General features: G+C 63.5%; 16 protein-coding genes. 13 read left to right on the top strand and 3 right to left on the bottom strand.

Features of this window, described 5'->3' with window-relative positions; genetic code table 11:
• Nucleotides 1–52: 52 nt before the first annotated feature.
• Nucleotides 53–220 carry a hypothetical protein gene (locus ABFA30_RS11940; RefSeq protein ID WP_225790208.1) on the top strand — a complete coding sequence of 56 codons (168 nt, stop codon included), beginning with the start codon at nucleotides 53–55 and terminating at the stop codon, nucleotides 218–220.
• A gap of 179 nt (nucleotides 221–399) precedes the next feature.
• Here ABFA30_RS11940 and ABFA30_RS11935 read toward each other — a convergent pair whose 3' ends face one another.
• The gene (locus tag ABFA30_RS11935) at nucleotides 400–2070 is read right to left on the bottom strand and encodes an AMP-binding protein (RefSeq protein WP_410045477.1); all 1671 of its coding nucleotides are present in this window, start codon (nucleotides 2068–2070) and stop codon (nucleotides 400–402) included.
• A 229-nt stretch (nucleotides 2071–2299) separates the two neighbouring features.
• Between ABFA30_RS11935 and ABFA30_RS11930 the strand changes: the two genes are divergently transcribed.
• The 4 genes from ABFA30_RS11930 (at nucleotide 2300) to ABFA30_RS11915 (ending at nucleotide 7975) form a co-directional block, all read left to right on the top strand.
• Complete coding sequence (locus tag ABFA30_RS11930) at nucleotides 2300–3463, top strand: isovaleryl-CoA dehydrogenase (RefSeq protein WP_253081422.1); 1164 nt, start codon at nucleotides 2300–2302, stop codon at nucleotides 3461–3463.
• 139 nt (nucleotides 3464–3602) lie between these two features.
• Nucleotides 3603–5210, top strand: a complete 1608-nt coding sequence (locus ABFA30_RS11925) for a carboxyl transferase domain-containing protein (protein ID WP_225790205.1) — start codon at nucleotides 3603–3605, stop codon at nucleotides 5208–5210.
• Nucleotides 5211–5213: 3 nt separating this feature from the next.
• A complete protein-coding gene (locus ABFA30_RS11920) occupies nucleotides 5214–6026 on the top strand; it encodes a gamma-carboxygeranoyl-CoA hydratase (RefSeq protein ID WP_225790204.1) in 813 nt (270 codons plus the stop codon).
• Nucleotides 6023–7975, top strand: a complete 1953-nt coding sequence (locus tag ABFA30_RS11915) for an acetyl/propionyl/methylcrotonyl-CoA carboxylase subunit alpha (RefSeq protein WP_410045476.1) — start codon at nucleotides 6023–6025, stop codon at nucleotides 7973–7975. The genes ABFA30_RS11920 and ABFA30_RS11915 overlap by 4 nt, the downstream gene beginning before the upstream one ends.
• Before the next feature lie 80 nt (nucleotides 7976–8055).
• Here ABFA30_RS11915 and ABFA30_RS11910 read toward each other — a convergent pair whose 3' ends face one another.
• Nucleotides 8056–8760: a LexA family transcriptional regulator gene (locus ABFA30_RS11910; RefSeq protein WP_225790202.1), complete on the bottom strand. Its 705-nt coding sequence runs from the start codon at nucleotides 8758–8760 to the stop codon at nucleotides 8056–8058.
• Nucleotides 8761–8847: 87 nt separating this feature from the next.
• On the opposite strand from ABFA30_RS11910, the gene ABFA30_RS11905 reads away from it, so the two are divergent.
• Nucleotides 8848–9165 carry a hypothetical protein gene (locus tag ABFA30_RS11905; protein ID WP_225790201.1) on the top strand — a complete coding sequence of 106 codons (318 nt, stop codon included), beginning with the start codon at nucleotides 8848–8850 and terminating at the stop codon, nucleotides 9163–9165.
• A gap of 202 nt (nucleotides 9166–9367) precedes the next feature.
• Here the strand turns inward: ABFA30_RS11905 and ABFA30_RS11900 are convergent, their stop codons facing one another.
• On the bottom strand, nucleotides 9368–10045 hold the full coding sequence (locus ABFA30_RS11900; protein WP_410045475.1) for an XRE family transcriptional regulator: 678 nt from the start codon (nucleotides 10043–10045) through the stop codon (nucleotides 9368–9370).
• 238 nt (nucleotides 10046–10283) lie between these two features.
• Between ABFA30_RS11900 and ABFA30_RS11895 the strand changes: the two genes are divergently transcribed.
• From ABFA30_RS11895 to ABFA30_RS11865, 7 genes are all read left to right on the top strand, one after another.
• Nucleotides 10284–10571, top strand: coding sequence for a transcriptional regulator (locus ABFA30_RS11895; protein ID WP_410045474.1), 288 nt, complete (start codon nucleotides 10284–10286; stop codon nucleotides 10569–10571).
• Nucleotides 10572–10612: 41 nt separating this feature from the next.
• Nucleotides 10613–11866, top strand: coding sequence for a DNA-binding protein (locus tag ABFA30_RS11890; RefSeq protein ID WP_410045473.1), 1254 nt, complete (start codon nucleotides 10613–10615; stop codon nucleotides 11864–11866).
• Complete coding sequence (locus tag ABFA30_RS11885) at nucleotides 11863–12264, top strand: gp16 family protein (RefSeq protein ID WP_410045472.1); 402 nt, start codon at nucleotides 11863–11865, stop codon at nucleotides 12262–12264. Before ABFA30_RS11890 ends, ABFA30_RS11885 begins: the two co-directional genes overlap by 4 nt.
• The gene (locus tag ABFA30_RS11880; protein WP_236236700.1) at nucleotides 12261–12713 is read left to right on the top strand and encodes a Mor transcription activator family protein; all 453 of its coding nucleotides are present in this window, start codon (nucleotides 12261–12263) and stop codon (nucleotides 12711–12713) included. The genes ABFA30_RS11885 and ABFA30_RS11880 overlap by 4 nt, the downstream gene beginning before the upstream one ends.
• Nucleotides 12714–13044: 331 nt before the next feature.
• Nucleotides 13045–13605 (top strand): phage baseplate assembly protein V, encoded by a 561-nt coding sequence (locus ABFA30_RS11875; RefSeq protein WP_368816346.1) that lies wholly within the window; start codon nucleotides 13045–13047, stop codon nucleotides 13603–13605.
• Nucleotides 13606–13666: 61 nt separating this feature from the next.
• A complete protein-coding gene (locus ABFA30_RS11870) occupies nucleotides 13667–14038 on the top strand; it encodes a phage GP46 family protein (protein WP_368816347.1) in 372 nt (123 codons plus the stop codon).
• Complete coding sequence (locus ABFA30_RS11865) at nucleotides 14038–15108, top strand: baseplate J/gp47 family protein (protein ID WP_368816348.1); 1071 nt, start codon at nucleotides 14038–14040, stop codon at nucleotides 15106–15108. The genes ABFA30_RS11870 and ABFA30_RS11865 overlap by 1 nt, the downstream gene beginning before the upstream one ends.
• Nucleotide 15109 lies beyond the last annotated feature (1 nt).

Genomic DNA, 15109 nt, shown 5'->3' with positions numbered 1-15109 from the left:
GGGCCCGGTCAAAGCCTGCGACAGCACTTCATTCATCCTGCGAGGCCAGGCCATGAGCATACCCATTGCGCCAGAGGCGCCCGATCCCAACGTCGACGACCCCACCCTGCCGCCACCGGTGCCGGAGCAAGAGCCGGACGATCCGCCGATCGAGCCGACCGTGCCGCCTCCGGTGGGGGACCCGCCGAGCGAGGAGCCGCCGGTAAAAGGCAAAGGATAGACAAGGATCATGACCGGCCCAGGGTGGCTGGCCGTGGCTTTGGGGGTGCCGCCTGGGGCCATTCGCGGGCAAGCCCGCTCCCGCAGGGGCCTGGGCGCTGCATGATGGGGGGATCGACTTGGATCCTATGGGGCATCTGGGGCCGCGAAGCGGCCCCAAATACAGTTGAACGGCAAAAACTACAGTGCGATCTCGGCGATGCTGATCTCGCGCATCCGGAACTTCTGCACCTTCCCGGTCACGGTCATCGGGAACGCCTCGACGAAGCGGTAGTGCCGCGGCACCTTGAAATGGGCGATGCGTGCCTTGCACCACGCTTGCAGCGCCTCGGCGCTGGTGCTGTGCCCGGGGTGCAGCTTGATCCAGGCGACGATCTCCTCGCCATAGCGGCTGCAGGGAATGCCGATCACCTGGGCGTCGGCCACCGCCGGATGGGTGTAGAAGAACTCCTCCAGCTCGCGCGGGTAGATGTTCTCGCCGCCCCTGATGATCATGTCCTTGTTGCGCCCGACGATGCGCACGTAGCCCTGCTCGTCCATCACCGCCAGGTCGCCCGAATGCATCCAGCCGGCCGGGTCGATGGCTTCCTCGGTGGCCTGGGGGTTGTTCCAGTAGCCGAGCATCACGCTGTAGCCGCGGGTGCACAGCTCGCCGATCTCGCCACGGGCGACGATGTTGCCGTGCTCGTCCACCAGCTTGGTCTCCAACTGCGGCTGGGTACGCCCGACGGTGGTCACGCGCAACTCCAGCTCATCGTCCGGGCCGGTCTGTAGCGATACCGGGCTGGTCTCGGTCATGCCATAGGCGATCTGCACCTGGGCCATGTGCAACTGGTCGATGACCCGGCGCATCACCTCGATCGGGCAGGTGGCGCCGGCCATGATGCCGCTGCGCAGGCTGGACAGGTCCAGCTCGGCCCGGCCTGGGTGGTCGAGCATGGCGATGAACATGGTCGGCACGCCGTAGAGGATGCTGGCGCGCTCCTCAGCCACCGCGCGCAGGGTCAAGGCCGGGTCGAAGGCGTCGTTGGGGTAGATCATGGTGCAACCATGGGTGACGCAGCCGAGGTTGGCCATGACCATGCCGAAGCAGTGGTACAGCGGCACCGGGATCACCATGCGGTCGGTGTCGCCCAGGCCCAGGCTCTGGCCGACCATGTAGCCATTGTTGAGGATGTTGTAGTGGCTGAGCGTCACCCCCTTGGGCGCGCCCGTGGTGCCGGAGGTGTACTGGATGTTCACCGGCTGGTCGAACTGCAGGCTGCGCTGGCGCGCGGCATAGGCCTGCAGGTCGATCTGCCCGGCCCGCTCGGCCAGGCGCGCCCAGGGCAGGAAGCCGGCCGGTGGGTTGGCCGCCAGGCTGATGACGCCCTGCAGGTCCGGCAGGCGCTCGCTGGCGAGGCGGCTCGGCGACGGGGCGGCCAGTTCGGGCACCAGCTCCAGGAGCATGGCGTGGTAGTCGGAGGTCTTGAAGACATCGGCGCAAACCAGCCAACTGCAGCCTGACTGGCGCAACACGTATTCCAACTCGCCCACCCGGTAGGCCGGGTTGATGTTGACCAGGATCGCGCCGACCTTGGCGCTGGCCAGTTGCAGGATGCACCACTGGGCGCAGTTGGGCGACCAGATGCCGACTCGGTCGCCGACCTGCACGCCCAGGGCCATGAGCGCCCTGGCGTGGCGATCGACTTGCGCGGCCAATTGCCGCCAGCTGTAGCGCAGCCTCTGGTGCCGGGCCACCAGGGCCTCGCGGTCCTGGCAGCGGGCCACGGTGGCGTCGAAGGCCTGGCCGATGGTCTGGGTCAGCAGGGGCCGGTCCTGGCGGCCACGGGTGTAGCTTGGTTGACTCATGGATATCCCTTCTTGTGGTTGTTCTGGGCATGACTGAAGCAAGCGATGGCTACTCTGGCGCAGATTTACGTTAACGTAAAGGTCATGAGTCGATTGACAGCACCCAACGCCAGGCTTACGTTAACGTAAAGGTGAAAAACGACACCCTGCCATGGCCTCGCACAGGCTCGCCGTGAAACAGCCATGAGCTACGGTGTTACCCATTTCAAGAACAAGAAGGTGCCCCCGCATGCATTACCCCACCCTGAACTTCGCCCTGGGCGAAACCATCGACATGCTCCGCGACCAGGTGCGCACCTTCGTCGCCGCCGAACTGGCCCCGCGCGCCGCGCAGATCGACCAGGACAACCTGTTCCCCGCCGACATGTGGCGCAAGTTCGGCGACATGGGCCTGCTGGGTATCACCGTGCCTGAAGAATACGGCGGTGCCGGCCTGGGTTACCTGGCCCATGTGGTGTCGATGGAGGAGATCAGCCGCGGCTCGGCCTCGGTGGCCCTGTCCTACGGCGCCCACTCCAACCTGTGCGTCAACCAGATCAACCGCAACGGCAGCCACGAACAGAAGCAGAAGTACCTGCCCAAGCTGATCAGCGGCGAGCACATCGGCGCCCTGGCCATGAGCGAGCCCAACGCCGGCTCCGACGTGGTGTCGATGAAGCTGCGCGCCGAGAAACGCGGCGACCACTACGTGCTCAACGGCAGCAAGACCTGGATCACCAACGGCCCGGACGCCAACACCTACGTGATCTATGCCAAGACCGACCTGGACAAGGGCCCGCACGGCATCACCGCGTTCATCGTCGAGCGTGACTGGAAAGGCTTCTCGCGCAGCAACAAGTTCGACAAGCTGGGCATGCGTGGCTCCAACACCTGCGAGCTGTTCTTCGACGGCGTCGAGGTGCCCGAGGAAAACATCCTCGGCCAGCTCAACGGCGGCGTGCGCGTGCTGATGAGCGGCCTGGACTACGAGCGCGTGGTGCTCTCCGGCGGCCCGACCGGGATCATGCAGGCGTGCATGGACCTGGTAGTGCCCTACATCCACGACCGCAAGCAGTTCGGCCAGAGCATCGGCGAGTTCCAGCTGATCCAGGGCAAGATCGCCGACATGTACACCCAGCTCAACGCCAGCCGCGCCTACCTGTATGCCGTGGCCCAGGCCTGCGACCGTGGCGAGACCACCCGCAAGGACGCCGCCGGGGTGATCCTCTACACCGCCGAGCGCGCCACCCAGATGGCCCTGGAGGCGATCCAGATCCTCGGCGGCAACGGCTACATCAATGAGTTCCCGGCCGGCCGCCTGCTGCGCGACGCCAAGCTGTACGAAATCGGCGCGGGCACCAGCGAGATCCGCCGGATGCTCATCGGCCGCGAGCTTTTCAACGAGACGCGCTGACGGGCGGCATGCCGAGCTGCAAGCTTCAAGCTGCAAGAAAGAGCAGTTCGTGGCGTGCTGGAGATACGCGTTCGTCACTACAACACAGATCAGCTTGCAGCTTGATGCTTGGAGCTGAAAGCGAGCTGCGCCGGGAGCAATGATGATTCTGAAGTCACAGTTAAACCCAAGATCGCCGGAATTCGTGCAGAACGCGGCCGCCATGGCGGCCCAGGTGCAAGCGCTGCGCACCCTGCTCGCCCAGGTCAGCCAGGGCGGCGGGCCCAAGGCCCAGGAGCGGCACACCTCGCGTGGCAAGCTGCTGCCGCGCGAGCGTATCGACCGCCTGCTCGACCCGGGCTCGCCGTTCCTCGAGATCGGCCAGCTCGCCGCCCATGAGGTATACGGCGAGGACGTGCCCGCCGCCGGGGTGATCGCCGGCATCGGCCGGGTCGAGGGGGTCGAATGCATGATCGTGGCCAACGACGCCACGGTGAAAGGCGGCTCCTACTACCCGCTGACGGTGAAGAAACACCTGCGCGCACAGGCCATCGCCCTGCAGAACCGCCTGCCCTGCCTCTACCTGGTGGACTCCGGTGGCGCCAACCTGCCGCGCCAGGACGAAGTCTTCCCCGACCGCGAACACTTCGGGCGGATCTTCTTCAACCAGGCCAACATGAGCGCCCTGGGTATCCCGCAGATCGCCGTGGTCATGGGCTCGTGCACCGCCGGTGGCGCCTATGTGCCGGCCATGGCCGACGAAGCGATCATGGTGCGCCAGCAGGCGACCATCTTCCTCGCCGGGCCGCCTTTGGTGAAGGCCGCCACCGGTGAAGTGGTCAGCGCCGAGGACCTCGGCGGCGCCGATGTGCACTGCCGCACCAGCGGCGTGGCCGACCACTATGCCGACAACGACGAGCACGCCCTGGCCCTGGCCCGGCGCTGCGTGGCCAACCTCAACTGGCACAAGCTCGGCAAGCTGCAGTGCCAGGCGCCGGTCGCCCCGCTCTACGACGCTCAGGAGCTGTACGGCGTGGTGCCGGCCGACGCCAAGCAACCGTTCGACGTGCGCGAGGTGATCGCACGCCTGGTCGATGGCTCGGTGTTCGACGAGTTCAAGGCGCTGTTCGGCACCACCCTGGTGTGCGGCTTCGCCCACCTGCACGGCTACCCGGTGGCGATCCTGGCCAACAATGGCATCCTCTTCGCCGAGGCGGCGCAAAAAGGCGCGCACTTCATCGAACTGGCCTGCCAGCGCGGCATCCCGCTGCTGTTCCTGCAGAACATCACCGGCTTCATGGTCGGCAAGAAGTACGAGGAAGGCGGCATCGCCAAGCACGGCGCCAAGCTGGTGACCGCAGTGGCCTGCGCCCAGGTGCCGAAGTTCACGGTGATCATCGGCGGCAGCTTCGGTGCCGGCAACTACGGCATGTGCGGCCGCGCCTACGACCCGCGCTTTTTGTGGATGTGGCCCAACGCGCGGATCGGCGTGATGGGCGCCGAACAGGCGGCGGGCGTGCTGGCCCAGGTCAAGCGCGAGCAGAGCGAGCGCGCAGGCCAGGCCTTCAGCGCCGAGGACGAGGCCAGGCTCAAGCAGCCGATCCTCGACCAGTACGAGCGCCAGGGCCACCCCTACTATTCCAGTGCAAGGCTGTGGGACGACGGCGTCATCGACCCGGCGCAGACCCGCGACGTGCTCGGCCTGGCGCTGTCCGCCGCGCTGAACGCCCCGATCGAACAGAGCCGCTTCGGCATTTTCCGGATGTGACCCATGAGCGATTTCACAACCCTCGAGTTGATCCGCGATCCCCGTGGCTTCGCCACCCTGTGGCTGAGCCGGGAAGACAAGAACAACGCCTTCAATGCGCAGATGATCCGCGAGCTGATCGTGGCCATCGACCGGCTCGCCGAGGACGCCAGCCTGCGCTTCGTCCTGCTGCGCGGTCGTGGCCGGCACTTCAGCGCCGGCGCCGACCTGGCGTGGATGCAGCAGTCGGCGCAGCTGGACTTCAACACCAACCTGGACGACGCCCATGAACTGGGCGAGCTGATGTACAGCCTGCATCGCCTGAAGGTACCGACCCTGGCCGTGGTGCAGGGTGCGGCCTTCGGCGGTGCCCTGGGCCTGATCAGTTGCTGCGACATGGCCATCGGCGCCGAGGATGCGCAACTGTGCCTGTCGGAGGTACGCATCGGCCTGGCCCCGGCGGTGATCAGCCCGTTCGTGGTCAAGGCCATCGGCGAGCGCGCCGCCCGCCGCTACGCCCTGACCGCCGAGCGCTTCAGCGGCGTGCGCGCCCGTGAGCTGGGCCTGCTGGCCGAGGTGTACCCGGCCAGCGACCTGGACACCCAGGTCGAGGCCTGGGTGGACAACCTGCTGCAGAACAGCCCCCAGGCCCTGCGCGCCACCAAGGACCTGCTGCGCGAAGTGGATGACGGTGAACTGAGCCCCGCTCTGCGCCGCTACTGCGAGAACAGCATCGCCCGCATCCGCGTCAGCGCCGAAGGCCAGGAGGGCCTGCGCGCCTTCCTGGAAAAACGCCGCCCCGCCTGGCAAACCCTGGATAAGGACCCACGCCCATGAGCCATCCCACGCTGACCACCCTGCTGGTCGCCAACCGCGGCGAGATCGCCTGCCGGGTCATGCGCACCGCCAAGGCCATGGGCCTGACCACGGTCGCGGTGCACAGTGCCACCGACCGCGACGCCCGGCACAGCCGCGAGGCCGACATCCGTGTCGACCTGGGCGGCACCAAGGCGGCCGAGAGCTACCTGGACATCGACAAGCTGCTGGCCGCGGCCAAGGCCAGCGGTGCCCAGGCCATCCACCCCGGCTACGGCTTCCTCTCGGAGAACGCCGGCTTCGCCCGTGCCGTCGAACAGGCCGGGCTGATCTTCCTCGGCCCCCCGGCCAGCGCCATCGACGCCATGGGCAGCAAGTCGGCGGCCAAGGCCCTGATGGAAAGCGCCGGCGTGCCGCTGGTGCCCGGCTACCACGGCCAGGCCCAGGACCTGGAGACCTTCCGCGCCGCCGCCGAACGCATCGGCTACCCAGTGCTGCTCAAGGCCAGCGCCGGTGGCGGCGGCAAGGGCATGAAGGTGGTCGAGGAGGAAAGCCAGCTGGCCGACGCCTTGGCCTCGGCACAGCGTGAAGCGCAGTCGTCGTTCGGCGATGCGCGCATGCTGGTGGAGAAGTACGTGCTCAAGCCGCGCCATGTGGAGATCCAGGTGTTCGCCGACCAGCACGGCAACTGCCTGTACCTCAACGAGCGCGACTGCTCGATCCAGCGCCGCCACCAGAAGGTGATCGAGGAGGCCCCTGCCCCGGGCCTGACCGCCGAGCTGCGCAAGGCCATGGGCGAGGCGGCGGTGCGCGCGGCCCAGGCCATCGGTTATGTCGGCGCGGGCACCGTGGAGTTCTTGCTCGATGCCCGCGGCGAGTTCTTCTTCATGGAGATGAACACCCGCCTGCAGGTGGAGCACCCGGTCACCGAGGCCATCACCGGGCTGGACCTGGTGGCCTGGCAGATCCGCGTCGCCTGCGGCGATCCCTTGCCGATCAGCCAGGCGCAGGTACCGCTGGTCGGCCATGCCATCGAGGTGCGGCTGTACGCCGAAGACCCGGCCAACGAGTTCCTGCCGGCCACCGGCACCCTGGCGCTGTATCGCGAGTCGACGCCTGGTGAGGGACGACGGGTAGACAGCGGGGTCAGCGAGGGCGACAGCGTCTCGCCGTTCTACGACCCGATGCTGGGCAAGCTGATCGCCTGGGGCGAGGACCGTGAGCAGGCACGCCTGCGCCTTTTGGCCATGCTCGATGAATTCGCCATCGGCGGGGTGAAGACCAACATCGGTTTCCTGCGCCGTATCCTGGCCCACCCGGCCTTCGCCGCGGCCGAGCTGGACACCGGCTTCATCCCGCGCCACCAGGCCGAGCTGCTGCCGCCTGCCCAGGCGCTACCGGCGGCGTTCTGGCAGGCTGCCGCCGAAGCCTGGCTGCAGGGCAGCCCCACGCCCCGGCGCGATGATGACCCGGCTTCGCCCTGGGCCAGCCGCGCGGGCTTGCGCCTGGGCCTGCCGGCGCGCAGCAGCCTGCACCTGGTGAGCGGCGGCCATGCGCAAGCCGTGGCCCTGGAGCGCACGGCGGCATCGACCCTGCGCCTGGAAGGCGAGCAGTTGTGCCATGACCTGGACGGCGTGCGCCAGCGCCACCTGGCGATTCGCCGTGGCGACACCCTGTTCCTGCAATGGGAGGGGGAAATGCATGCCGTCGCCGCCTTCGACCCGATCGCCGAGGCCGAGGCCAGCCACAGCCATCAGGGCGGCCTGGGCGCGCCCATGAACGGCAGTATCGTGCGCGTGCTGGTCGCGCCGGGCCAGGCCGTGGAGGCCGGCACCGCGCTGGTGGTGCTGGAGGCGATGAAGATGGAACACAGCATTCGTGCGCCCCATGGCGGGACGGTGAAGGCGCTGTTCTGCCAGGAAGGGGATATGGTCAACGAGGGAGCGGTGCTGGTCGAGCTGTTGGAATGAGCTGACCGTTCAACTGCCATTTCGGGGCTGCAAAGCAGCCCCGATGCCGCTCGACTGAGCGATGGCAGCTCGCCGAAGCCCTAGAGCACCCCGTGCACCCGCACGACAACCCCCAGGAACTCGCAGCCCTCCTCACACACCAACGCCGGATAGCTGCTGTTCAACGCCTTGAGGTACTGCTGCCCACCCTCCTCGGCCAGCTCCCGGAAGATCGCCGGCTTGCCAGGCTGGCGAGCGATCACCAGGCGCCCCGGCTCCGCCGCCACCCCCGGGTCCACCAGGATGCGCATGCCCTGGGGCACGCTGCGGCCGCTGGCGGCACTCATGGCGTCGTTCTCGACCGTCAGCCAGAACGCCTTGCCCTGGGCGAAATAATCGGTCTGCTCGAAGACGGTGCCTTGCTCGGGCATCGGCGCATCCAGCTCATCCCAGCCCAGTACCGGATAACGAAAGCACACGATGTATTTCATCAGGTCGACATCGTCGTCGTCATCCACCTCGTAAAGGGCGCTGTCTTCGCCAACCTGCCCCAGTACCCGCAACTGCAGGCGGACCTGGTAATGGGGCATGCCGAGCTCGACGAACACCCGGTTCATCGAATCGACCCTCGGCTGGCGCCGTTTGCGTAGCCAGTGGCCCACGCTGCCCTGGGAAACCCCAACGCGCTCGGCGAGCTGCTCCTGGGAGATATCGAGCTCCTCGATCCGGTCACGGACGAGGGCAATCCATTTATCCATATTCATCGCTGGCACGATACGGACTGCCTTCGGGCGCTCAATAAACATTCAGTATTATTTATCATCGAGACATCGAATACTAAAAGTATTAACTTCAGCCTGGACCTTTTTCCATTGGCCTTCGCAGGTATCAGGATGAAACCACCGAAAAAAGACGAAACAGATCTCGACAGCGAAGCGGCCCGCCGCGCCCTCGACTACTACCTCAATCCACCACCGTCCCGCCCCAGCCTGGACAACCGCATCTGGACCCTGCACGACGGTGTTTCCTCCGAGCAGGCCCACGACCATGCCGTCGCCTTGCTGCGCTGCGCCGCCGCCACCGCCCACGAGACGGCCACCCACCAGCCCCAGGGCATGACGCGGGAGATCCTGTTCGCGCTGATGCACATGATGAACATGGCCAGGGCTCTGCTGGAGCACAAGCAATCGGTACAGGTGGGGGGAGAGTAGACAACACGTGAGTGTGAGGAGGTGTTCTGTTTGGCACTAAGAGAAAACAGGCGGGAAGAAGCGGGAAGAAAGCGGAAAAGCCCGGATTCATTGGGCTAGGAGAAAAGAAACGGTGCCATAGTAGGGCCAAAGAGCCGCTAAGATAGAAACCGGGAAAAAGGCGCCAATCACCCGGATTTGGCGCGCTATTTGGCACTCTGCTTTAAATCATCCAGCCGCCAGCCCAGACAACCCGTCCGATGATCTCCAGGTTGCTGAGCTGGTTCTGGGGAACGGTCATCGGCTCATAGGCAGAGTTGGCGCTGATGATCTTCACACCCCCGTCGTAGAGCCGTTGCAGCCGTTTGGCGTAAAGCAGGTCATCCAGACGGATCACATAAAACGCCTCGCCCTGAAGCGCGTTCCGGCTCAGATCGACCATGACAGTATCCCCGTCGCTCAGCACAGGCTCGTTTGAGTCCCCGTCCACACGCACCGCAGCTAGCATGTCGGGCGATAGGCCCTTTTTTCGCAGGCTGTAGCGTGTAAAGGCAAGCCTTGTGAGCACGCGGGCGCCGTCCGTCCAAGCCCCGTGGCCTTGGCTGATGTGGGCGTCATAGAGAGGGATGAATGAATACTCCTCCTCTAGTGCGGTTTCTTTTGTGTCCAGGGCCCGTACCTTGCCGGTTACAAGCCACTCGATGTCTGCCTGCACAGCCTGGGCAATAGAAACCAAACTCGATGCCCGAGGTTCGCTTTTGCCATTCAGGTAGGAGTGCATAGTGCTAAGGGGAATGCCGGTCCTACGAGAAAGCTCTTCTCCGCTCCCCGCCATGCCAGCACAGGTCCTGATTCGGTCTCCCAGGCTCTTGGCGTATGCCTGGCTTTCAGTGTCGGACATTTCGTTTTCCAGTAGGGGGAAAGCGAAATGCCATTTGTCGGCAATCCGAAACTTCGCTTTCCGAAAATCTGTAGATAAATCAAGGGTTTATTCGGTTTTCGAGACGGATGAGCACAGAAATCAGAAGCGAACCTTCCGATTTCGGTTGTGCATCCTTCCGAAAACCGATAGCTTATTCACAAGGGAACGTTAGAACCCCCAAAAAAACCACCTTTTACAGTGGGTACGGATACAGAAAATGAAATCAGCTAACGGAATTCCGAAGGACCCTGCGTTGCGCTGGGAGTGGATTAAGTTCCAGCTCCGCGCTCACGACACGTCCCTGTCTGAGCTTGCTCGGCAGCTTGGTGTTGAGCGCAACGCCCTTCACAACGTGAAGCGGGTCCCCTATCCAAGGATGGAAACGGCCATTGCCAAGGCTATCGGCCTGAAACCAGAGCAAATTTGGCCCGAACGCTGGCACAGCGATGGCACCCCTAACAGGCAACGAGGTGGTCGCAACGACCCACCTTCAGAAAACCGTTAGAAGTCTAACGCTTATTACCAAGAACACATAGGTTTCGATAAATGACGAATCAACTTGGCTGGTTTACAGCTCGCGAGCTCGCGGGTCTGCCAGGTATGCCTGGTACTGAACGGGCAATACAGATTCGCGGCAAGGCAGAATGGAATGGGCGCAAGCGCGCGGGTTCTAAAGCCATTGAGTACTGCCTTGTAGATCTGCCAGCTGAAACACAAGCAGAAATTCTGGCGCGCTCGGTAGCAGAGTCGAATGGCAACTTGCCAGCAGACATGAGCGCTGAAAAAGTCGAGCCGTATGAGGCGGATGGTTCGTCACGCCTCAACGAGAAACAGCGCTCCGTAATGCTGGCTCGCCTGGCGTTCTGCCGAGAAATCGAGCGCCTGGCGGAATTCGTTTCACAAAAAACGGCCATCAATATGCTGCTCAAGCATGCTGAAGACGGTCAGCTCTCACCCTATTTGCAAGATCGAATTGAGATTGCGAACGACCGTAAGACTGAGAGTCGCGGACTTTCTGAAAGGACTCTGAAGCGTTGGCTGTCGAGCTGGCGTGCAGCTGGCCGAGATGAGATGGCCCTTGCCCCACTTCGTCAGCGTGCAAGCCTTGACGTTCCGGATTGGGCGGGAGCGTTCTTGCGCTGTTACCAGCGCCCGACAAAACCTAGCGTCGCAGCCAGTTACGCCGAATTTTCAGGGACATGGACTGGTGACCTGCCGAGTATTCACGCAGTTCAGCGATTCCTTAAAAAGCTGTCGCCAGACGCTCTGAACGTGGGACGCATGGCCGGGTCGAAGAAAACACCGGCGAAGTGGGAGGCGCAGCTGGCCAACACCGTTTCGAGGGCCTACGCCTGCAAGGCGCTGTTTGCCAGTGGGATCGGCCGCTGGAATTTCATCGGTGAAATGGCCGAGGTGGCCGGCTATACCATGACCGTGTTGCTGCGTCAGGTGCGCCAGGCGCGCCGTGACTTCACGCTGAACAAGCTCCAGCGGTGCAAGCAGGCTACCAAGGTGCGGCGCGCTGATGTGTTCTGCGAGGCATGGGTTCATGCCGTGCATGAACAGGTGGCGGCATTCGCAGGCGCCACGCTTTCCCCGGCCGTTGAGCAGTACTTGGCGCACCACTACCCCGACCTGGTGCAGCAGAAGCCTCGGGATCGCAATGCAACCACCCGCCGCAAGGCTGGCGTGCGAGCCATAAACGATGCCATGCATGGCTTGTTGGCTGCGGCTGATGTACGGCTGAATCACGGCATGACCACGGCGGCGCCTTTGGCACTGACGCAGGTGGCGTCATGAACCGGCGCAACCAGCAGCTCAGCAAGATCCACATTGCCAAGAAAGACCTCGGCCTCGATGACGAAACCTACCGTGCCTTGCTGACCCGGATCACCGGCCTGTCATCGGCCAAAGACCTGAGCCCGCTCCAAGTGGCGAAGGTGCTGCAAGAGTTTGAGCGACTGGGCTGGAAGTCGAAGCAAGGCCGGGGCAAGCCCAAACCTGCTGCGGACAAGGCAAAGCTGGTCGGCAAGATCGAGGCTCAACTGGCCGAGGCTGGCCGGCCGTGGGAGTACGGCGATGGCCTGGCCAAGCGGCTGTACCAGGTTGAACGGCTGGAGTGGCTTGACACCAAGCAACTGGGTGGCGTCATCGCCGCTCTGGCCAAGGACGCGAAACGACACGGGAGGCGACAATGAGCAACGGAGAGTTATTCGATAGTGGGGAGGTCGACAAGCTAGAGCCGGACAAGGTCTTGGCGCACATGAACGACGCTGTAGTGCTGGCTCGCTGGCAGGGAACGTTGAATGAGATGGCCAGCATTGCCGAGCACAAGCTGAGGCAGTTGCTGCCGGACAAGCCAGACGAGGTGCCGACAATCGCCCGCGCCATGGTTTACGCGATCTGCGAAACGATGGGGGGTGCTGTCGTCTACATCCCTCGGGGTGATGGGCTGCGCCGGGCGATTCGGGACATGGAGATTTTCCGCGAGTGGAGGGAGAAGAACGCAAGGCCTGATGCCTTGGCCCGAAAATTCGACCTATCCAGCCAGGCGGTTTATGACATCATTGCCCGCCAGCGCGCCCTACACCGACAGCAAGAGCCCGACCTGTTCGGGTACGAGGATGCGCCGAAGCGGTTGCACTGACCGCCCCCACATCAAGCCCCGCCTAGCGGGGCTTTTTGCTTAAAGCCCCCGGAAATACATGGGTTCGCCATATCACGCGAACCTGTCGCTGTGTATTTCTGGCGGGTATAAGCAAATGTCTGAACAGTCTCCTTCAGCGGAATACGCCCAGCGCGTCATCGACGAGCGCTGTGAGAAGTCGCGCCAAAAGATGATCGATGACTGCCCGAGCGAATGGCGGACCGACGTCATATCGCGGGTCGCAGTTAATCGCCGGCAACCCGCTCAAGAAGCATAAAGGCAAGAAGTCGAATGCAGATGCGGCATTCATCCAGATGGTTAGGGGGCTTTGATGGCATCACTTCCTGGGGTCGTCCGCGAGCAAGTAGAGCGTGCTCTACGTGGGATTCGTCAGGCATTCCGAGCTGTCGGCACGCGCAACACGCACGGCCCTGTCATCGGGGTTCAGATGGAAGGCCTGGCAGGTGAAGCAGTCGCGGGTGAGCTGGCTCAGCACTATGGCTTTACTTCAGCGCCCTTGGCCGGTGCCGATTTCATCGCTCTGCCCATCGGTGGCAACAGCAAGCATGTGGTGGTCATTGCCACCGAAGATGCTCGGTATCGCCTGAAGGTCAAAGATGGTGAGGTAGCGCTCTATTCCGACGAAGGCGATCACATCCACCTCAAGCGCGGTCGGGTGATCGAGGTCGTAACCGATACGTTCCTGGTCAAGGCCGGCACGAAGGTCCGATTCGAAACGCCGATGATCGAGGCGACTGGTGAGGTCCAGGCCGATGGCAACATCCAGTCGGCGGCAGATGTGATAGACCAGACCCGCAGCATGCGGGCCGACCGACTGATCTACAACGCCCACAAGCACGGCAACAGCCCGACTCCAACGCCGGAGCAATAGCCGTTCGCTCTATTTCCGGCCCATGAAAGGAATTTCATGGGCTGGATATGCCGCCTTGCGCATGCGCGATGCAATCTGCCTCGCTATGGACGCAAGCATAAACCCCACTACAGGCGACTTGACTGGCCAGCGCATTACGACGCTGGCCAATGCCGTCTACCTCCGTTTGATGACTCCACTCGGCAGCTACTGGGCCGATCCGGCGCTGGGCTCTCGGCTGCACGAACTCAAGCGGGAAAAGGACAAGTCTCGGATAGGTTCGCTCGCCGTTCAGTACGCCCAGCAAGCCCTTAAGGGGCTGATTGACGATGGGCGCGCCACGGCTGTGGAGGTCACTGCTGAGCAAAAGCACGACGGTTGGTTGAGGCTCCTGATTGAGGTTAGCGCTCCGGCCGGTCGTCAGACCTTCGAGCACCTGGTGAGCGTGATCTGATGCCTTACGAAGCCCCTTCATTCGACGCCATCCGCTCGCGGGCGCTGCGAGACATTCGCTCCCAGCTGCCTGATGCGGATATCACGTCCGATAGCGATAACCACGTCCGGGCCAGCTCGGTGTCAGCGATTGCCGAAGGCATTCACCAGCAGGCCGCCTGGACTGCTCGCCAAATCTTCCCCGACAGCGCTGACTTTGAAGAACTCAAACGGCATGCCGAGACCCGGAATGTCTACCCCAAGTCGGCCACGCCCTCTGGCAGTGGGGTGACCGTTACCGGCACGCCAGGAGGCCAGGTTGTGGCTGGTCTGCAAATCAGGCATGTCGCCACCGGCCGGGTGTTTAGCACCACTGCGACAGTGGAGATCCCGGAGGCTGGCGTCATTAGTGTCCCGGTTGCCTCCATCGAGACGGGTGCCGCGCTCAACGGTATAGAAGGAGCCTGCACGTTCATCAGCCCGCCGCTGAACGTCGACGGCGCCTGCGTCCTGGCTGAAACAGCCGGAGGCACTGATGATGAAAGTGCCGAGAGTCTTCTGGCTCGATATCTGGACGTGCTCCGCAATCCACCAAGCGGCGGAAACATTGCCGATTATCGACGCTGGGCTACGTCGATTGATGGTGTTTCAACGGCCTTGATACTGCCAAAGCGCCGTGGAGGCAACTCTATTGACGTGGTGGTCACCTCGTCTGGCGGACCATCGTCTGAGGCGGTTATTGCGGCATGCCAAGCGTTTATCGAGAGCGTGGCGCCGGCCGGAGCCGATGTCTGGGTGTTTACTCCCCAGATCGTCGAAGTACACCTAAGCGCAAAAGTTAAACCGGCACCTAACTACACTTTGGAATCGCTCCAGTCGCCAATTGAGGATGCGTGCAAGAAAGTTATCGCCCCGATTGTTCCGCTCGAAACGCTTTACCTAATAAGGCTGTCAGCTGCCATTAGTGCGCTGGGCGGTGTGATCGATCTGCGCATTCTGTCGCCTACGGGCAACGTGGTAACGGATGCAGACCCGTCAGTCGTCAAGTGGGTTCGGTTTGGATCGGTCCAACTTCAACTGTTGGAGGGCTGAG

The sequence above is a fragment of the Pseudomonas sp. HLMP genome, from assembly GCF_046365545.1.
GTDB lineage: Bacteria > Pseudomonadota > Gammaproteobacteria > Pseudomonadales > Pseudomonadaceae > Aquipseudomonas > Aquipseudomonas guariconensis_B.
Note: the sequence above shows the minus strand (reverse complement) of the source record. Positions and strands in the feature narration are given on the sequence as shown.